Source organism: Catenuloplanes sp. NPDC051500, assembly GCF_044454585.1.
In the GTDB taxonomy this organism is placed as follows: Bacteria; Actinomycetota; Actinomycetes; order Mycobacteriales; family Micromonosporaceae; genus Catenuloplanes.
On record NZ_JBITDX010000018.1, the window covers coordinates 129,871 to 145,104 of the forward strand.

At 70.9% G+C, this 15,234-nt stretch carries 15 protein-coding genes; 13 read left to right on the forward strand and 2 right to left on the reverse strand.

What is annotated here, in order from left to right:
- Window positions 1–87 precede the first annotated feature (87 nt).
- Genes ACIA8K_RS30285 through ACIA8K_RS30310 form a run of 6 tightly spaced genes read left to right on the forward strand, consistent with a single transcriptional unit; the run spans window position 88 to window position 6,132 of the window.
- Window positions 88–780, forward strand: coding sequence for a DUF1684 domain-containing protein (locus ACIA8K_RS30285; protein ID WP_396065348.1), 693 nt, complete (start codon window positions 88–90; stop codon window positions 778–780).
- A 13-nt stretch (window positions 781–793) separates the two neighbouring features.
- Window positions 794–2,284: an ABC transporter substrate-binding protein gene (locus ACIA8K_RS30290; protein ID WP_396065350.1), complete on the forward strand. Its 1,491-nt coding sequence runs from the start codon at window positions 794–796 to the stop codon at window positions 2,282–2,284.
- Window positions 2,285–2,290: 6 nt separating this feature from the next.
- Window positions 2,291–3,244, forward strand: coding sequence for an ABC transporter permease (locus ACIA8K_RS30295; RefSeq protein WP_396065352.1), 954 nt, complete (start codon window positions 2,291–2,293; stop codon window positions 3,242–3,244).
- The gene (locus ACIA8K_RS30300) at window positions 3,241–4,053 is read left to right on the forward strand and encodes an ABC transporter permease (protein WP_396065354.1); all 813 of its coding nucleotides are present in this window, start codon (window positions 3,241–3,243) and stop codon (window positions 4,051–4,053) included. The genes ACIA8K_RS30295 and ACIA8K_RS30300 overlap by 4 nt, the downstream gene beginning before the upstream one ends.
- Window positions 4,050–5,378, forward strand: a complete 1,329-nt coding sequence (locus tag ACIA8K_RS30305; protein WP_396065356.1) for an ATP-binding cassette domain-containing protein — start codon at window positions 4,050–4,052, stop codon at window positions 5,376–5,378. The genes ACIA8K_RS30300 and ACIA8K_RS30305 overlap by 4 nt, the downstream gene beginning before the upstream one ends.
- Window positions 5,371–6,132: an ATP-binding cassette domain-containing protein gene (locus tag ACIA8K_RS30310; protein ID WP_396065358.1), complete on the forward strand. Its 762-nt coding sequence runs from the start codon at window positions 5,371–5,373 to the stop codon at window positions 6,130–6,132. The genes ACIA8K_RS30305 and ACIA8K_RS30310 overlap by 8 nt, the downstream gene beginning before the upstream one ends.
- On the opposite strand, the gene ACIA8K_RS30315 is transcribed toward ACIA8K_RS30310, so the two are convergent.
- Window positions 6,133–6,636 (reverse strand): VOC family protein, encoded by a 504-nt coding sequence (locus tag ACIA8K_RS30315; RefSeq protein ID WP_396065360.1) that lies wholly within the window; start codon window positions 6,634–6,636, stop codon window positions 6,133–6,135. It abuts the gene before it with no gap.
- Window positions 6,637–6,696: 60 nt separating this feature from the next.
- Here ACIA8K_RS30315 and ACIA8K_RS30320 point away from each other — a divergent pair, with 60 nt between their 5' ends.
- The 7 genes from ACIA8K_RS30320 to ACIA8K_RS30350 all read left to right on the forward strand — a co-directional run bounded on the left by ACIA8K_RS30320 (window position 6,697) and on the right by ACIA8K_RS30350 (window position 12,709).
- Window positions 6,697–7,605 carry a phosphatase PAP2 family protein gene (locus ACIA8K_RS30320; RefSeq protein WP_396065362.1) on the forward strand — a complete coding sequence of 303 codons (909 nt, stop codon included), beginning with the start codon at window positions 6,697–6,699 and terminating at the stop codon, window positions 7,603–7,605.
- A 150-nt stretch (window positions 7,606–7,755) separates the two neighbouring features.
- Window positions 7,756–8,742, forward strand: a complete 987-nt coding sequence (locus tag ACIA8K_RS30325) for an efflux RND transporter periplasmic adaptor subunit (RefSeq protein ID WP_396065364.1) — start codon at window positions 7,756–7,758, stop codon at window positions 8,740–8,742.
- Window positions 8,739–9,428: an ABC transporter ATP-binding protein gene (locus ACIA8K_RS30330; RefSeq protein WP_396065366.1), complete on the forward strand. Its 690-nt coding sequence runs from the start codon at window positions 8,739–8,741 to the stop codon at window positions 9,426–9,428. The genes ACIA8K_RS30325 and ACIA8K_RS30330 overlap by 4 nt, the downstream gene beginning before the upstream one ends.
- Window positions 9,425–10,693 (forward strand): ABC transporter permease, encoded by a 1,269-nt coding sequence (locus tag ACIA8K_RS30335; protein ID WP_396065368.1) that lies wholly within the window; start codon window positions 9,425–9,427, stop codon window positions 10,691–10,693. The genes ACIA8K_RS30330 and ACIA8K_RS30335 overlap by 4 nt, the downstream gene beginning before the upstream one ends.
- A gap of 214 nt (window positions 10,694–10,907) precedes the next feature.
- A complete protein-coding gene (locus tag ACIA8K_RS30340; RefSeq protein ID WP_396065370.1) occupies window positions 10,908–11,471 on the forward strand; it encodes an NADPH-dependent FMN reductase in 564 nt (187 codons plus the stop codon).
- A gap of 87 nt (window positions 11,472–11,558) precedes the next feature.
- Complete coding sequence (locus tag ACIA8K_RS30345; RefSeq protein ID WP_396065372.1) at window positions 11,559–12,473, forward strand: RNA polymerase sigma factor; 915 nt, start codon at window positions 11,559–11,561, stop codon at window positions 12,471–12,473.
- Between the two features lie 83 nt (window positions 12,474–12,556).
- Window positions 12,557–12,709 (forward strand): hypothetical protein, encoded by a 153-nt coding sequence (locus tag ACIA8K_RS30350; protein WP_396065374.1) that lies wholly within the window; start codon window positions 12,557–12,559, stop codon window positions 12,707–12,709.
- Window positions 12,710–13,117: 408 nt separating this feature from the next.
- Here ACIA8K_RS30350 and ACIA8K_RS30355 read toward each other — a convergent pair whose 3' ends face one another.
- Window positions 13,118–13,909 (reverse strand): DUF998 domain-containing protein, encoded by a 792-nt coding sequence (locus tag ACIA8K_RS30355; RefSeq protein ID WP_396065376.1) that lies wholly within the window; start codon window positions 13,907–13,909, stop codon window positions 13,118–13,120.
- Between the last annotated feature and the right edge of the window lie 1,325 nt (window positions 13,910–15,234).

The window sequence follows — 15,234 nt, forward strand, 5'->3', positions numbered from 1 at the left end:
GCGTCACTAACCTTTCTGCTTAACCTACTGAAGTTGTAGGGTTCTCCGCGTCGAGCAGTGAATCAGCAGGTGAGGGGGCTCGGAGGCATGGCGCACGTCGTACCGCCGGACGCGTTTGTGGAATGGCAGCGGGCACGCGGCGCACGGCTGGTGTCGCCGCAGGGCAACCTCGCGCTGATCGAGACCCGGTGGGGCGCCGACGATCCCGGGGCCGCGCGCGAGGGGCACCCGGACTCGGTGACCGCGACGCGGCTGCGGCGCACCGACCCGCTGACCGGCGACATCGAGCGCGGGGTGCGCCTGTGGGACGCGGACTCCGCAGCGATCCGGGCGTTCCAGCACGTGGACCGCTTCGACTACGACCCCGCGTGGGTGCTGCAGGCCGGCTACGCCGAGGTGCCGGGTGCCCGGAAGGTCCCCTTCGAACACATCAAGGACAACGGGGGTACGCGTGAGCTGGCGGTCCCGGGCGACATCACGCTGACGCTCGACGGCCGGGACTACACGCTGCTCGCCTTCGACGACGGCGGCACGCTGCTGCTGGTCTTCGCGGACGCCACCACCGGCAACGGCACCTACGCGCCGGGCCGGTTCCTGTCCGTGCCGCGCGAGCCGGGCGCGACAACCGTGACGCTCGACTTCAACCGCGCCTACGTACCCCCGTGTGGTTTCTCCGCGCACTTCAACTGCCCGATGCCGCCACCGCAGAATCGTCTCGCACCGCCTGTCGAAGCGGGCGAAAAGCTTCCTGTTTTCGCAGAAGATTTCACGATTTACTAGGAGATTGACACCCGTGAAAAGGGCATGGATAGCCGTCGCGACCGCCTCGGCGTTACTGCTGACGGCCTGCGGTGACGGCGGCGGCAGCACGCCTGCCGACAGCGCCGGTCAGATCATCGACATCGGCTCGGTCTACGAGCCGCAGAACCTCGACAACACCGCGGGCGGCGGCCAGGGCGTCACCGAGGCGCTCAACGGCAACGTCTACGAGGGCCTGTTCACGCTCACCGACGCCGGCGCGGTCGAGCCGCTGCTCGCCACCGCGCACACCGCGAGCGAGGACGGCCTGACCTACACGTTCACGCTTGCCGACGGCGTGAAATTCCACTCCGGTAAGGCGCTGACCTCGGCGGACGTGAAGGCGAGCATCGAGCGGGTGACCGCGGAGACCTCGAAGTCCGCGCGCAAGAGCAGCCTCTCGGTGATCTCCGCGATCGCGACGCCTGATGCCAGGACTGTCACTGTCACGCTGTCCAAGCCGTCGATCTCGTTCGTCTACAACCTCTCCTACGTGTGGATCGTGAACACCGCCGCGGGCGACCTGACCACCACCGCGGACGGCACCGGGCCGTACACGGTCGGCGAGTGGAAGCGCGGCTCCACGCTCACGCTGAAGCGCAACGAGTCCTACTGGGGCGCGAAGGCCACGAACGCCGGCGCGGTCTACCACTACTTCACGGACGCGACCGCGCTGAACAACGCGCTGCTCACCAACGCGGTGGACATCGTGACGAGCGAGCAGTCCCCGGACGCGCTCGCGCAGTTCACCTCGAACCCGCAATACACGATCAGCGAGGGTACGTCGACGACGAAGCTGCTGCTGGCGTTCAACGACCGGGTCGCGCCGTTCGACAAGGCGCCGGTGCGCAAGGCGGTAAGCGCCGCGATCGACAACGCGAAGCTGCTCTCCTCGGTCTGGGGCGAGTACGGCACGCTGATCGGCTCGATGGTCCCGCCCGGCGACCCCTGGTACGAGGACCTGACCGCGATCAACGCCTACGACGTGGAGGCGGCGAAGCGGCTGCTGGCCGAGGGCGGCGTGCCGAACGGCTTCACGTTCACGCTCGACACCCCGAGCTACGACCCGCACCCGACCGCCGCCACGTTCATCAAGAGCGAGCTCGCCAAGATCGGCGTCACCGTCGAGATCAACACGATCACGTCCGACGAGTGGTACACGAAGGTCTACCAGCAGCGGAACTTCCAGGCCACCATGCAGGAGCACGTCAACGACCGCGACGTGGTCTGGTACGGCAACCCCGACTTCTACTGGGGCTACAACAACCCGGCCGTGACCGACCTGGTCGGCCGGGCCGAGGCCGCGAAGACCACCGACGAGCAGGCCGCGCTGCTGAAGCAGGCTAACAAGATCATCGCGGAGGAGGCGGCAAGCGACTGGCTGTACCTCTACCCGCAGATCGTGGTCGCCTCGTCGTCACTGTCCGGCTACCCGACCAACGGCCGCAACTCGCAGTTCTTCGTCTACGACATCGTGAAGAGCTAGGCCTTCGTGCTTCGTTACCTCATCCGCCGGACGGCGCTGCTGCTGGCGAGCCTCGCGCTCGCCAGCGTGGCGCTGTTCGTGCTGCTCCGCCTGCTGCCCGGCGACCCGGTCAACGCGCTGCTGTCGGTCGGCGCCACCGACGCGCAGATCTCCGCGGCACGCGAGGAACTGGGCACGAACGCGCCGCTCGCCACCCAGTTCCTCTCCTGGCTCGGCGACGTCGCCACGTTCGACCTGGGCAGCTCACTGATCAGCACGCTGCCGGTCGGGCCGGAGATCGCCGCCCGGCTGCCGGTCACCGTGCCGCTGACGCTCGCCGCGTTCGTGCTCGCCGTGCTGATCGCGGTACCGGCCGGCTTCCTCGCCGCCTACCGCGCGGACCGCTGGGACGGGCCACTGCTCAACGGCGTCGCACAGCTCGGCCTCGCGGTACCTGCGTTCTGGGTCGGCCTGCTGCTGATCACGGTCTTCGCGCTGCACCTGCGCGCGCTCCCGGCCGGCGGCTTCCCCCCGGCCGGCTGGAGCGACCCTCAGGCCGCCGTCGAGGCGCTCACCCTGCCGGTCCTCACCGTCGCGCTCGTCATGTCCGCCTCGCTCATCCGGTACGTGCGCGCCGCGACGCTCGACGTGCTCGGCAGCGACTTCCTTCGTACCGCGCGGGCGCTCGGCTCGTCACTGCCCGCCGCCATGTGGCGCCACGGCCTGCGCAACGCGGCCGCGCCGGTCATCGCCGTGCTCGCCATCGAGCTGGCCACCACGTTCCTCGGCGCGGTCGTCATCGAGAGCGTGTTCGCGCTGCCCGGCCTGGGCAGCATGTTGATCAAGGCGATCAGCCAGCGCGACTACCCGGTCATCCAGGGCGTCATGCTCGTCAGCACGTTCGCGGTGCTCACCGTCGGCTTCCTCGGCGACCTCGCCCAGCGCCTCGCCGACCCGCGCCTGCTGCGGGGCCACAGGTGACCCGCCGCCTCCACCTCGCGCTCGGGCTCACGCTGGTCTGCCTGATCGTCGGCGCGGTCGTGCTGTCGTACCTCTGGCTGCCCTTCACCCCCGACGACACCACCGGCGGGCGCCTGACCCCACCCGGCGGCGACCACTGGCTCGGCACCGACAAACTCGGCCGCGACCTGTTCACCCAGCTGCTCATCGGCGGCCGGATCGCGCTCGGCACCGCGCTCGGCGCGGTGGCGGTCGGCGGCACCCTCGGCGTGCTCCTCGGACTCCTCGCCGGCTTCGCCTCCCGCTGGCTCGACGACGCGGTCGCTGTCGCGCTCGACATCCTGATCGCGTTCCCCACCCTGCTGCTGGCCATGCTGATCGTCGCCGGCTTCGGCGCGTCGCTCGGCGCGGCAGTCCTCGCGATCGGCCTGGCCATGGCCGCGATCGTCGCCCGCCTGACCCGGATCCTGGTCAAGCAGGTGCTCTCCCGCGACTACGTGACCGCCGCCCGGATCTCCGGCCTGTCCTGGCCGCGGATCGTGCTCACCCACGTCCTGCCGAACATCTGGCCTGTGGTGCTCGTCAACCTCGCGCTCCAGGCCGGCCTCGCGGTCCTGGCCGAGGCGTCGCTGTCCTACCTCGGCCTCGGCACACCACCGCCGAACGCGTCCTGGGGCCGCATGCTCTTCGAGGCCCAGGCCACAGTGCTGACCGCGCCGCTCGCCGCGATCGCCCCCGGCCTCGCCCTGGTGGCCCTCGTCGTGGGCATCAACCTCACCGCCGACGGCCTGCGCGACCTCGCCGACCCGACCCGCCGGAGATCCCGATGACCGCGCTCCTGACCGTGACCGGCCTGACCGTCCGCGGCGGGCGTGACCTCGTCCGTGACGTGTCGTTCGAGGTGGCGCCGGGCGCCCGCGTCGGCCTGATCGGCGAGTCCGGATCGGGGAAGTCGCTCACCGCGCTCGCGGTGACCGGCCTCCTGCCGCCCGGCCTGACCGCGTCCGGGTCCGCGGTGCTGGATCCCGCCGCCGTCCCATCATCCGAGGTGATAAGCGAGGGCCGGCCCGCGGGCGCGGCTGCCCGCAGCCTCGCCGCCGCTGACCCGGTGGGCGTCGCCGCCGCTGACCCGGCAGGCGTCACCGCCGCTGACCTGATGGGCGTCGCCGCCGCTGACCCGATGGGCGTTACCGCCGCTGACCCGGCAGGCGTCACCGCCGCTGACCCGATGGGCGTCACCGCCGCTGACCCGATGGGCGTTACGGCCGCTCACCACATAGGCCACACCGCCGCCGGCCCGGTGGACAGAGCCGGGGCGCGTGGCCGGGCGCGCGGCGCGCTCACGGCGATCGACATGATCACCGCGTCGGAGCGGCAGCGGATCACGGTGCGCGGCGGCATCGCGGCCGTGGTGTTCCAGGAGCCGCTGACCGCGCTGGACCCGCTGATGCGGGTCGGTAAGCAGATCGCGGAACCACTGCGGCGCTTCCGGAAGCTGCGCGGCGCGGCACTCGATGCGGCCGTCACCACGGCGCTGGCCGAGGTGAAACTGCCCGCAGACGCGGCGGCGTCGTTCCCGCACCAGCTCTCCGGTGGGCAGCGACAGCGGGTGGCGATCGCCATGGCGCTGGCCTGCCGGCCCCGGCTGCTGATCGCGGACGAGCCGACCACCGCGCTCGACGTCACAGTGCAGGCCGAGATCCTGGACCTGCTGGACGGTCTGGTCCGGGCGCGCGGCATGGCGCTGCTGTTCATCACGCACGACCTGCCGGTAGCGGCCCGGATCGCGGACCACCTGCTGGTGCTGCGTGACGGCCGGGTGGTCGAATCCGGTCCGGCCGCGGCGGTGATCGCGTCGCCGGCGCACGAGTACACCCGGACGCTTGTCGCAGGCGCCCGCCGCTTCGACGCGGCCCTCGACCTGGCGCCCGGCTCCGCGGAGGACGCGCCGCCCCACACGACAGACACGCCGCTCCCTGCCAACGACGCTCCGCCACACGCCACCGGCGCGGCGAAGAACCGGGAGGAGCCGGGCGGCGTCCCGGCGGCCGGCGAGGGTCCGGACGGTGGCACGGTCCTGCCCGGCGGTGACGTCGGCTCCGGTGGCGGCCCGGGCGGCGGCATTCGTAAGACCGAGGGGATCCCGCATGACTGAGCCGATTCTCGAGGCGGCGGCCGTGGGCTTCGCCTACCGCAGCGGCGTGCCCGCGCTCACCGGCGTGTCCCTCGCCGTCCACAGGGGACGCAACGTCGCGCTTGTCGGTGAGTCAGGGGCGGGGAAGACCACGCTGCTGCGGCTGCTGCTGAGGCTGGCGCGGCCCACCTCGGGGGAGATCCGCTTCGACGGGAGGCCGCTGGGCCGGGACCGGCTGCGGGACTACCGGCGCAGCGTGCAGACCGTGTTCCAGGACCCCTACTCGTCGCTTGATCCGCGGCAGCGCGTCGACCGGATCGTGGCGGAGCCGCTGCACGGGCTCGGGGTCGGCGGAACGGCGGCGGAACGGCGTGCGCGGGTCTCCGAGGCGCTCGACTCCGTCGGGCTGCCGGCGGACGCGGGGAGCCGGTATCCGCACGAGTTCTCCGGCGGGCAGCGGCAGCGGATCGCCATCGCGCGGGCGATCGTCTGCCACCCGCGGGTGCTGCTCGCGGACGAGCCGGTCAGCGCGCTCGACCTGACCACCCGCGTAAAGATCATCGACCTGCTTGCCGAGCTGTGCGCCACCCGCAACCTGACGATGCTGCTGGTCTCGCACGACCTGGGCGTGGTCGCCACACTGTGCGCGCACACCGCGGTGCTGGAACGCGGCCGGATCGTCGAGCAGGGTGAGACCGCTGCCGTGCTTGGCGCGCCGTCCCACCCGTACACCCGGAAGCTCTTGAGCAGTGTCCCCCGCCTGCCGGTCACCTGACTACGCGGGTCGCAGCGGCGTGCTGTCGCGACCCTCGGCCCGGCCGCTCAACTCCGCGTCGAGGGTCCGCTGGGCGACGCGCATGGTCTCGGCGTGGGCCGGGTCGGCGAGGCGGCGCCAGATCTCGTCCTCGGAGACCTCCTCACGCCGGGCCACCACCCACCAGATGGTGCCGAACGGATCCCGGACTCGGCCGCCACGCTGCCCGAACGCGTCGTCCGCGACCGGGGTGACCACGCGCGCGCCGGCCGAGACCGCGCGGGCCACGGCGGCGTCCGCATCCGGGACGAAGACGCGCAGCAGGCTGGGCAGGGCCGGCCAGTCCGGGCGGCGGTCGAAGGCGAGCACGACCGTGTCGCCGACCTGGATCTCCGCGTGGCCGATCAGACCGTCCTCCGTGCGTACCCTCGCCAGCTCTTGACCGTGAAAGGCCGTCGAGACGAAATCGAGGAAGGCGCCGGTGTCATCGGTGACGACCCAGGGCGCGACCGAGGTGTATGTCATACACGCCACGGTAAACGGGGTATAGGTCAACACCTGTCCGGAAGATGGAGGATCGGTGACATGAGTTCAACCACGATGATCAGCATCGCGCTGGCACTGCTGACGGTGCTTGTCGCGTTCGGCGCGGTCGCGGCCGGGCGCCCGGCGGCACGGCGGCTGCGCGACGCCCGGCGGCCCCGGACCGCACTCGACTGGATCGTGGAGCGGGTGTCGCCGAGCCTGCTGGTGATGACGGCGGGCGTGCTGCTTGTGCTGACGCTGCTCAACGTGTTCGTGGAGATCATGGAGGCGGTGCTTGAGGGCGACGACCTGACCGTGATCGACCGCCCGGTCATCTCCTGGGTCGCGGCACAGCGCGAGGCCTGGAGCGACACGCTGGTGATCAGCCTGACCGACATCGGCGGCAAGATCCTGCTCACCGGCCTGCTCGTGGGCGCCGCCGGCTGGGCCACGTGGCGGCTGCGCCGGTCGCGTCCCGCGCTGATCGCCGTGGTCGCGGGCGTAGGCGGCTCGCTGCTGGTGACAGGCATCAAGGCACTTATCGCGCGCGACCGTCCGGACCCGCTGCTGCGCGCGGTCACCGAGGACGGCTTCTCCTTCCCGTCCGGGCACGCGACCACGTCCGTGGTCGTGCTCGGCACCGTGGCCTGGCTGATCTCCGCCGCGACCACCTCGCACACGGTACGGGCGACCGCCTGGGTCGCCGCGGTCCTGCTCGGCGCCGGGATCGGGCTGTCCCGCGTCTACCTCGGCGTGCACTACCCGACTGACGTGCTGGCCGGCTGGATCCTCGGCTCCGCCTGGCTGGCCACTGTCGCGCTCGCGGACCGGCTCCCGTCGCTGCGACCGCGCCTCGGCGGCCCCGAACTGCTGCCGCGCCACCCCCACCTGGTCTTCACCGTCGCCGCGATCACCTGCCTGGGCGCGATCCTCGGCGCGGTCGCGATCGCCTCGGTCACCGCGGACTGACCGGCCCTTTACATCGTCACACACCGTCACATTCGGGTATGCGGATATACCCGTGCCCCCATCGGATTGCGTTGGTCTTGTAGGGTCTGCCCGGCCGGTGCACCATCGAAGACCGGCGATCATCCAGTCACACCGAGTGATGGAGGACGTGTGGGTAGACGGAGACTGCTGGCGCTCATACCGGCGCTGGCGATCGTCACGGGATGCTCACTCCCCTCGGACGACGAGGCGGAGACACCCTCGATGGAGGCACCCGGCACCGTACTGACCACGGTCCAGCCCACCCGGCAGGACCTCAGCAACACGATCAGCCTGAACGGCAAGGTCGCGATCGACCCGGTCTTCGGCATCGTCTCACCGGTCTCCGGCGAGCTCCGCTGGGCCGACCGGGAGCTGACCGGCCTGCCCACCACCGAGGCGCTCTGGGTCGCCAACGTGTGGAAGGACGGCGAGCCGCACCAGGTGAGCGTGCCGATCGGGACGATCTTCGCCGGGCGGCTCGCCGCGGACAAGACCAAGGTCACCGAGGGCATGCCTGTCGTCTCCGCGAAGCACTCCGGGTACGCGGTCGTGGCGGACATCGCAAGCGAGCACGCGTACCGGATCTCCGCCTCGGTGGACAGCGTCAAGGCGCAGATCAAGAACGGCCCCGGCCCGTTCGACTGCAAGCCGCTCGGCGCGATCGCGGCACTTCCCGCCGGCACCGTGCCGGACGCGCCGGAGCCGAGCGGCAGCGCGGACCCGGCCGGCCTCGGCCCCGAGGTGCCACCGGCGGGCGGATCCGAGGCCACCGGCCTGCGCCTGGTCTGCACCGCGCCGAACGACGTCAAGCTGATCAACGGCGTGGACGTCACGCTCTCGCTGATCACCGCCAAGGCCGCCAGCGTCATGGTGCTGCCGGTCGAGGCGGTCGCGGGCAGCCAGGGCAAGGGCAAGGTCGACGTGCTCGACGCGAACCGCCAGCGGACCACAGTCGACGTGGAGCTGGGCCTGACCGACGGGAAGGTCGTCGAGATCAAGTCCGGCCTCAAGGGCGACGAGACAGTGGCCATCCCCGGGCCGAACCTGCCCGACGCGCCACCCGCGCCCGACGCCGGCGGCGGCACGCCCGGCATGGTGGCGGGGGTGCCGGGATGAGCGCGCTGATCGAGCTCAGCGGCATCACCAAGACACTCAAGGGCCAGGAACAGAAGCGCACCATCCTGCACGGCGTGAACCTGAGCGTCGACGCGGGCGAGAGCCTCGCGATCGTCGGCCGGTCCGGCTCCGGCAAGAGCACGCTGCTGAGCATCCTCGGCCTGTTCGACCGCCCCGACCAGGGCAGCTACCTGCTCGACGGCCAGGAGATCGGCAAGCTCGCCGAGCGCCGCGCCGCGAAACTGCGCAGCTCCCACTTCGGGTTCGTGTTCCAGCGCTTCTTCCTGCTCAAACACCTCAGCGCCGCACAGAACGTGGCGATGGCGCTGGTCAACGGCCAGGGCTGGCTCCCCCGCCGGGAGCGCCGCCGTCGCGTGATCTCCGCACTCGACCAGGTCGGCATCGCCCACCTGGCGAAGAACCGGCCGGCGAAGATGTCCGGCGGCGAACAGCAGCGCGTCGCGATCGCCCGCGCGCTGGTCCGCGAACCGCGCATCCTGCTCGCCGACGAGCCGACCGGCGCCCTCGACACCGAGACCGGCACCTCGGTGATCGAGACGCTGCTCGGCGCCACCACCCGCGGCTGCGCGCTGATCCTGGTCACCCACGACCGCGACCACGCGGCCCGGATGGGACGCATCCACGACCTCACCGACGGCGTGCTCACCCAGCGGGTGCGCGCGTGAGGCGACTCTCCGGCCGGAACCGGTCCGCGCTGATCATCGGCCTGCAGGGCATCCGCGCCCGCAAGCTGCGCACGCTGCTCTCCATGGTCAGCCTGTTCCTCGGCATCCTCGCGGTGGTCGCGGTCCAGGCCGGCGCCAGCATCGCCGAGCGCGCGCTGCTCGCCGACATCGAACTGACCGCCGGGTACGACGGCACCCGCATCGCGGAGATCTACGGCGGCCCGGCCGGAACCGTCGACCTCGTGCTGAACACCGTCACCGGGCGCTCGGACGCGGTCGCGCTGGTGCAGGTGCAGGCCACCATCGGTGAGGCCGGCGTCAGCCCGATCCAGACCGGGCCGGACGGCAGCTACCGGGACGCGATCACGTCCGGCCCGGCCGAATACTGCAACCAGCCCCCGGGCGGCGTCTGCCCGCCGATCGGCCGGGCGATCTCGCTGCAGCTGAACGCGCTCACCGGCGACGTGCGGTCGTTCCGGCCGTACCGGCACGTCAGCGGCGAGTGGCTGTCGTTCGGCACGGTGCCGTCGATGGCGCCGCGGATCGTGCTCAACAAGGAAGCGGCGCTCGGGTTCGGGCTGTACCAGGTCCCGGCCGCGATGCGGATCGACGGCAACGTCGGCGGCACCTCAGTCACGCCGCAGTTCGTCGGCGTGATCGACGACGGGCAGGGCTGGCCGCAGGCGTACGTCCGGATGGACGAGCTGACCGCGTGGAGCAGCACGGAGAACGCCGGGATCCAGGTGCTGCTTGCCGGTCAGACGCCCGTCGAGCAGGTGCTCATGTCGAAGATGCAGGCCTCCGGCTCGAACTTCTCCACCTACGAGGTGCAGACGCGGGAGGACCTCAAGGAGCAGATCAGCCTGATGCGGCTGCTGTTCTTCGGCCTGTCCGCGTTCGTGCTGCTGATCGGCGTGGCCGGCGTGCTCAACGTCGGCCTGGCCACTGTGGGTGAGCGGGTCGAGGAGTTCGCGCTGCGGCGGGCGGTCGGCACGCCGCGCGCGCTGCTGGCCGGAATCGTGCTCGCGGAGACGCTGCTGACCGGGCTGCTCACCGCGGCGGCCGCGATCGGGTTCGCGGCCGGGGCGCTGAAGGTGGCGACCACGGTGATGGGGTCGTCGGATCCGTTCCTGGCCGATCTGCAGTTCCCCTGGGAGGCGGCGGTGGCGGGCATCATCGCGGGGCTTGTCGCGGGCATCCTGGGCGGGTTCGTCCCGGCGATCCGTGCGGCGCGCATCCCGATCGCGACAGTGATGCGCGCCTGAGCGCCGTTGTTCCGAGGGCCCCTGGAACTGATCCCGGGGCCCTTTGCGTTGCCGGGCGACACACCACACCGCGTCTGTCGCATCCTAGGAGGCTGGGTCAATGAGCGTGGGGCTTGTCTCGGATGCTTGATGCATCAATTATCTGCCTGCACGATCGTTGAAGTGGACGCAGATCCGCGGCCCGGCACAACCGCTCCTCAGGAAGACGAACGACATGACGAAGATCGGCATCATCCTCGGCAGCACCCGTCCCGGACGTAACGGCGAGGCCGTCGCGAAGTGGGTACTGGACCTGGCGCAGAAGCACGGCGGCGCCGAGTTCGAGCTGGTCGACCTGCTCGACTACAACCTGCCGCACCTCGACGAGGCCGTGCCGCCGTCGCTCGGCCAGTACCAGCAGGAGCACACGAAGCGCTGGTCGGCCACTGTCGCCTCGTTCGACGGCTACATCTTCGTCACGCCTGAGTACAACCACTCGACGTCCGGCGCGCTGAAGAACGCGATCGACTTCGTCTACAACGAGTGGAACAACAAGGCCGCAGGCTTCGTCTCGTACGGCTCCGCCGGTGGCACCCGCGCCGTCGAGCACCTGCGCCTGATCATGGGCGAGCTGCAGGTCGCCGACGTCCGGGCCCAGGTCGCGCTCACTCTTGCCAACGACTTCGAGAACTGGAGCGTCTTCAAGCCGGGCGCCCAGCACGAGGCCACCGTCAAGACCCTCCTGGACCAGGTCATCTCCTGGTCGACGGCGCTCGCCACGGTCCGCGCCGCCGCCTGATGCCCGGCGCGCGCGACCGTTCCCAGGCGGTCGCGCGCGCCGTCCCACCGGCGGACACTCCCCGACGCCGGGTAGCGTCGGGTGCCTATGGAGACGACCGACGCCGAACTCGTCCGGGACGCCCGCGGCGGCGATCGCACCGCGTTCGCGACGCTGACGCAGCGGCACCTGGCCGGCATGCGGGCGACCGCCATCGCGCTGCTCGGCTACACAGACGACGCGGACGATGCGGTGCAGGACGCGCTTCTCACCGCGTTACGGCAGCTCAACGGCCTGCGCGACCCGGACGCGGCCGGACCGTGGCTGAAGGCGATCGTCCGCAACAACTGCCGCATGCGACTGCGATCCGCGCGGCGGGCCACGCCGGTCGCCGACCCGGAGCCGCTGCTACCGGCCGGCGGGCCGCGCCCGGACGAAGCGCTGGACCGAGCGGCGGAGCGTGATTGGGTACGCCATGCGGTCGGCGTGCTGCCCGAGCCGGTCCGCGAGGCGATGATGCTCAGGTACTGGACTGACTACTCGTCGTACCAGCGGATCGCCGACGTCTGCGGGGTGCCGGTCGGCACGGTGCGCAGCCGGTTACGGGACGGGCGGCGGGCACTGACCGCGACGCTGCGGGCCACGGCGGAGACGTACCCCGACGCGGGCAGGCTCACCACCGACGCCCGCGCGGAGGCGACGGCGACTCTTGCCGCCGGCGAGCGCGGCGACCACTCGATGCTTGTGGGCGGCCGATTCCACAGCGACGCGGTACTGACCCTGGAAGGGCGCCGGCTGGGCGGGCCGGCCGCGCTGATCGACATGATCGACTACACCCACGGCGCGGGCGTGGGCGTCCGGGTGCGGGAGGCACAGGTCAGCCGCGACCTGGTGATCTGGGAACTCGACTTCCTCAATCCGCCGTACGACCCGGAGCACTGCCCACCCGGCATGATCTGGCTGCAATGGCTGCGGGACGGCCGGGTGCGCACGCTCAAGATGGCCTACGACCGCGCCTCCTGAGACCGGAGTCACAAGCACTTTTCGCCTTCGCCGTGCATCTTTCCGGTAGACCCGGCGCCTCGGGTCCACGAAGGGAGACGACCATGTCCACTGTCACGGTGAACCACCCGTCGGAAACGGCCTCGGCAGCACTGCGGCGCAGCACGCCCGGGCGACTCCGGGACTTCGGCGGCATCCCGGACGGTGTGCTCGACGCGGGCGCAGCCCACGTGGACAGCGCTCCGCTGCTGGCATAGGTCTGCGCGCCGCACCTCATCGTGCGGCGCCGGCAGGCCGAGCAGCCGGGACTGTGCTGAGCGGCGCCGTGGGGACCGACGTCGCGGGGAGCGGCGCCGTGAGGAGCGGCGCCGTCAGGAGCGGCGCCGTCAGGAGCGGCGCCGTCAGGAGCAGCGCCGTCAGAAGCAGCGCCGTCAGAAGCAGCGCCGTCAGAAGCAGCGCCGTCAGAAGCAGCGCCGTCAGAAGCAGCGCCGTCAGAAGCAGCGCCGTGCGTGGCGCCGGAAGTACCACCACGCGTCACGCGAAAAGTACCGCCATTCATCACGCCAGAAGGATCGGCCTGCGTCACGCCGGAATTGCCGAAAGACCTGACCGGCACGACGCCGCCCGGATTCGGCCCAAGCTCTGGCGGCGTCGGAGGCGTGCGTTCACGCCCGGGTGAGAGCGCCCGGCCGCCCGGCGGTCATCACGCCACGGCCGCGCGACAACAGGTGCACGCCGGCGCAGCAGGCCCAGACCGTCAGCGGGAAGACGGCGACGCGCTCCATCCCGCCGATGCCCAATCCCAGTCCCTGCTGTGCGATGAACAACGCGCTGCCGGACACGCCCAGCACCCCGAACGTCACCGTGACCGGGCGCAGGCGGGACCGCGGCATGCCGATTCCCATCGCCACCAGCCCGAGGTTGCCGCACACGAAGACGAGCAAGGCGGCAAGCAGGTGAATGTTCTCGTCGACGTCGGCCGGGAACGCCCCGACCAGGCCCAACCCGGCCGCCCCGCCGAGCATCAGCCACCGGCCCGCGCGCACGCCCAGACCCGCATGCACGCCTAAATCCGCACGCACGCCCAAATCCGCAGGAGCGCCCAGGCCCGCACGCCCGGCCTCGCACCCGCCGGAGGCGCACCCCTCCGCGGAGGCCCGGCGCGCTCGGGCCGCGCCCCCTCCGCGCCAGGTCAGCAGCAGCCCCGCGATGAGCAGGATCGCGGTCAGGATGAAGGCCACGTTCATGGCGGTGTGCCAGGGGGAGCAGACATACCGCGGGCGCGTCGTGTCCCAGATGCCGCAGGTCACGTTGCCCAGGTCGCTGACGTTGTTGGTCGCCCAGCTGAAGGCCGGATCGTTCCAGGCGCGGCCGACGACGACGTTCGCCGTCAGGAACAGCGGCGCGGCGACAACCCAGCAGAGGGCGCCCGCCCTGGTCATGGCAGAGGTTGGCATGGATCTGAGTAGATCAATCACACCGGTCGCAGAGCCATCCGCCGAGGCCCCGTGCACGGGTATGTCCAGCCCTACCCCCGGTCCATCTGCGGCGCGCTCTCGGCACCGGCTCCGGAGCGACGTGCGGAGCGCCAGCGGAGCGCCGCTCCGGGTTTGCCCCGGGAGCAACTCTGTTGCCCATTACTGACCTTCCGCGGTCAGGGTGAGCGCGCCTCAGAGGCTTCTATATAACGAAATTTCGGGCGCGCAGTGCTCGACCCGCACCCCGACCACGAAACCCCAGTAGCGTCCGGCCGTCTGGGGACCCACGATCGAATAGGGCCGGGCCGCGGTGAGTCGTTTCGGCTGGTCGTCGTTCTTGCGGAGCGCGAGCAGCACGGCCGTCGTCCCAGCGACTGCGGGTCGACGCGACTGCAGGCCGACGCGACTGCGGCTTGGGTGGGCGCAAGGACCGGCACCGAGGCCGCGAGTTCCGCAAGTGTGCGGGCCGGCCGCCGCACCTCGGCAGGCCTCAAGGCCGGGCACCAACGCGGACCCCGCACCGAATCCGATACGTCCGCACACGCCCACGCTCACGACCCGCATCATCAAAGTCCGCGGTCAGTGTCCATGTTCAAGCGCTGCTCGCCCGACATTTCGTCATACAGGTATCGCCCTGCTCGTTAACCCCAACGCGGAAGGATCAGCAAGGCCACATCAAGATCCTTGCGGCTCTGATGGCCCCTACCGGAGCGCGATAGGGGCCACCAGAGCCGCAAGGATCTTGCATCCCGCCAAATGAACGCGGCATCCCGAACAACGAACCAATCTCGGCACGGAGCGCCCGAACTCCCGTGCCCTGGCGCGGCGACACACGAGAGCCAAGATCGACTGACCCTTCGGCAAGCTCCCGGCTTCGGTGCCGACCCTCGCGACCACCCCGACCGCAGCCGCCCGACCAGCCGCCGCTTACCGACCTTCTGCAGTCAGCGTGAGCACACCTCAGAGGCTTCTATACAACAACATTCGGGCACGGAGTGCCTGACTCACACTCCCACCGCGCAACCTCAGTGGACGATGGCCGTACTGCCCCCACGTGCCACGAGACCGCCGACCCGCCACACTCCCGGCCTCGATGCCAGCCCGTCGATCGTGAGCCCCGCACCGCCGCACGCGAATGGGCAGCAGAATCCGGAGCGACTCTATTGCCCAGATCCGGGCGACTCAGTTGCCGCTTGTCCCACCCAGCGTCTGCCAGAAATATCGGGAAAAATCTCCCGCAACAGACGCCTTGCCGCTGCCATCAATCACCAACGGCCGATAGATCAACGGCCAGGTGAGGCATG

Bases quoted from the DNA above. Each gene is read 5' to 3' on its own strand.
- ACIA8K_RS30285 (WP_396065348.1), top strand. From the start codon at position 88: ATGGCGCACGTCGTACCGCCGGACGCGTTTGTGGAATGGCAGCGGGCA.
- ACIA8K_RS30305 (WP_396065356.1), top strand. From the start codon at position 4,050: ATGACCGCGCTCCTGACCGTGACCGGCCTGACCGTCCGCGGCGGGCGT.
- ACIA8K_RS30310 (WP_396065358.1), top strand. From the start codon at position 5,371: ATGACTGAGCCGATTCTCGAGGCGGCGGCCGTGGGCTTCGCCTACCGC.
- ACIA8K_RS30315 (WP_396065360.1), bottom strand. From the start codon at position 6,636: ATGACATACACCTCGGTCGCGCCCTGGGTCGTCACCGATGACACCGGC.
- ACIA8K_RS30320 (WP_396065362.1), top strand. From the start codon at position 6,697: ATGAGTTCAACCACGATGATCAGCATCGCGCTGGCACTGCTGACGGTG.
- ACIA8K_RS30330 (WP_396065366.1), top strand. From the start codon at position 8,739: ATGAGCGCGCTGATCGAGCTCAGCGGCATCACCAAGACACTCAAGGGC.
- ACIA8K_RS30340 (WP_396065370.1), top strand. From the start codon at position 10,908: ATGACGAAGATCGGCATCATCCTCGGCAGCACCCGTCCCGGACGTAAC.
- ACIA8K_RS30345 (WP_396065372.1), top strand. From the start codon at position 11,559: ATGGAGACGACCGACGCCGAACTCGTCCGGGACGCCCGCGGCGGCGAT.
- ACIA8K_RS30350 (WP_396065374.1), top strand. From the start codon at position 12,557: ATGTCCACTGTCACGGTGAACCACCCGTCGGAAACGGCCTCGGCAGCA.
- ACIA8K_RS30355 (WP_396065376.1), bottom strand. From the start codon at position 13,909: ATGCCAACCTCTGCCATGACCAGGGCGGGCGCCCTCTGCTGGGTTGTC.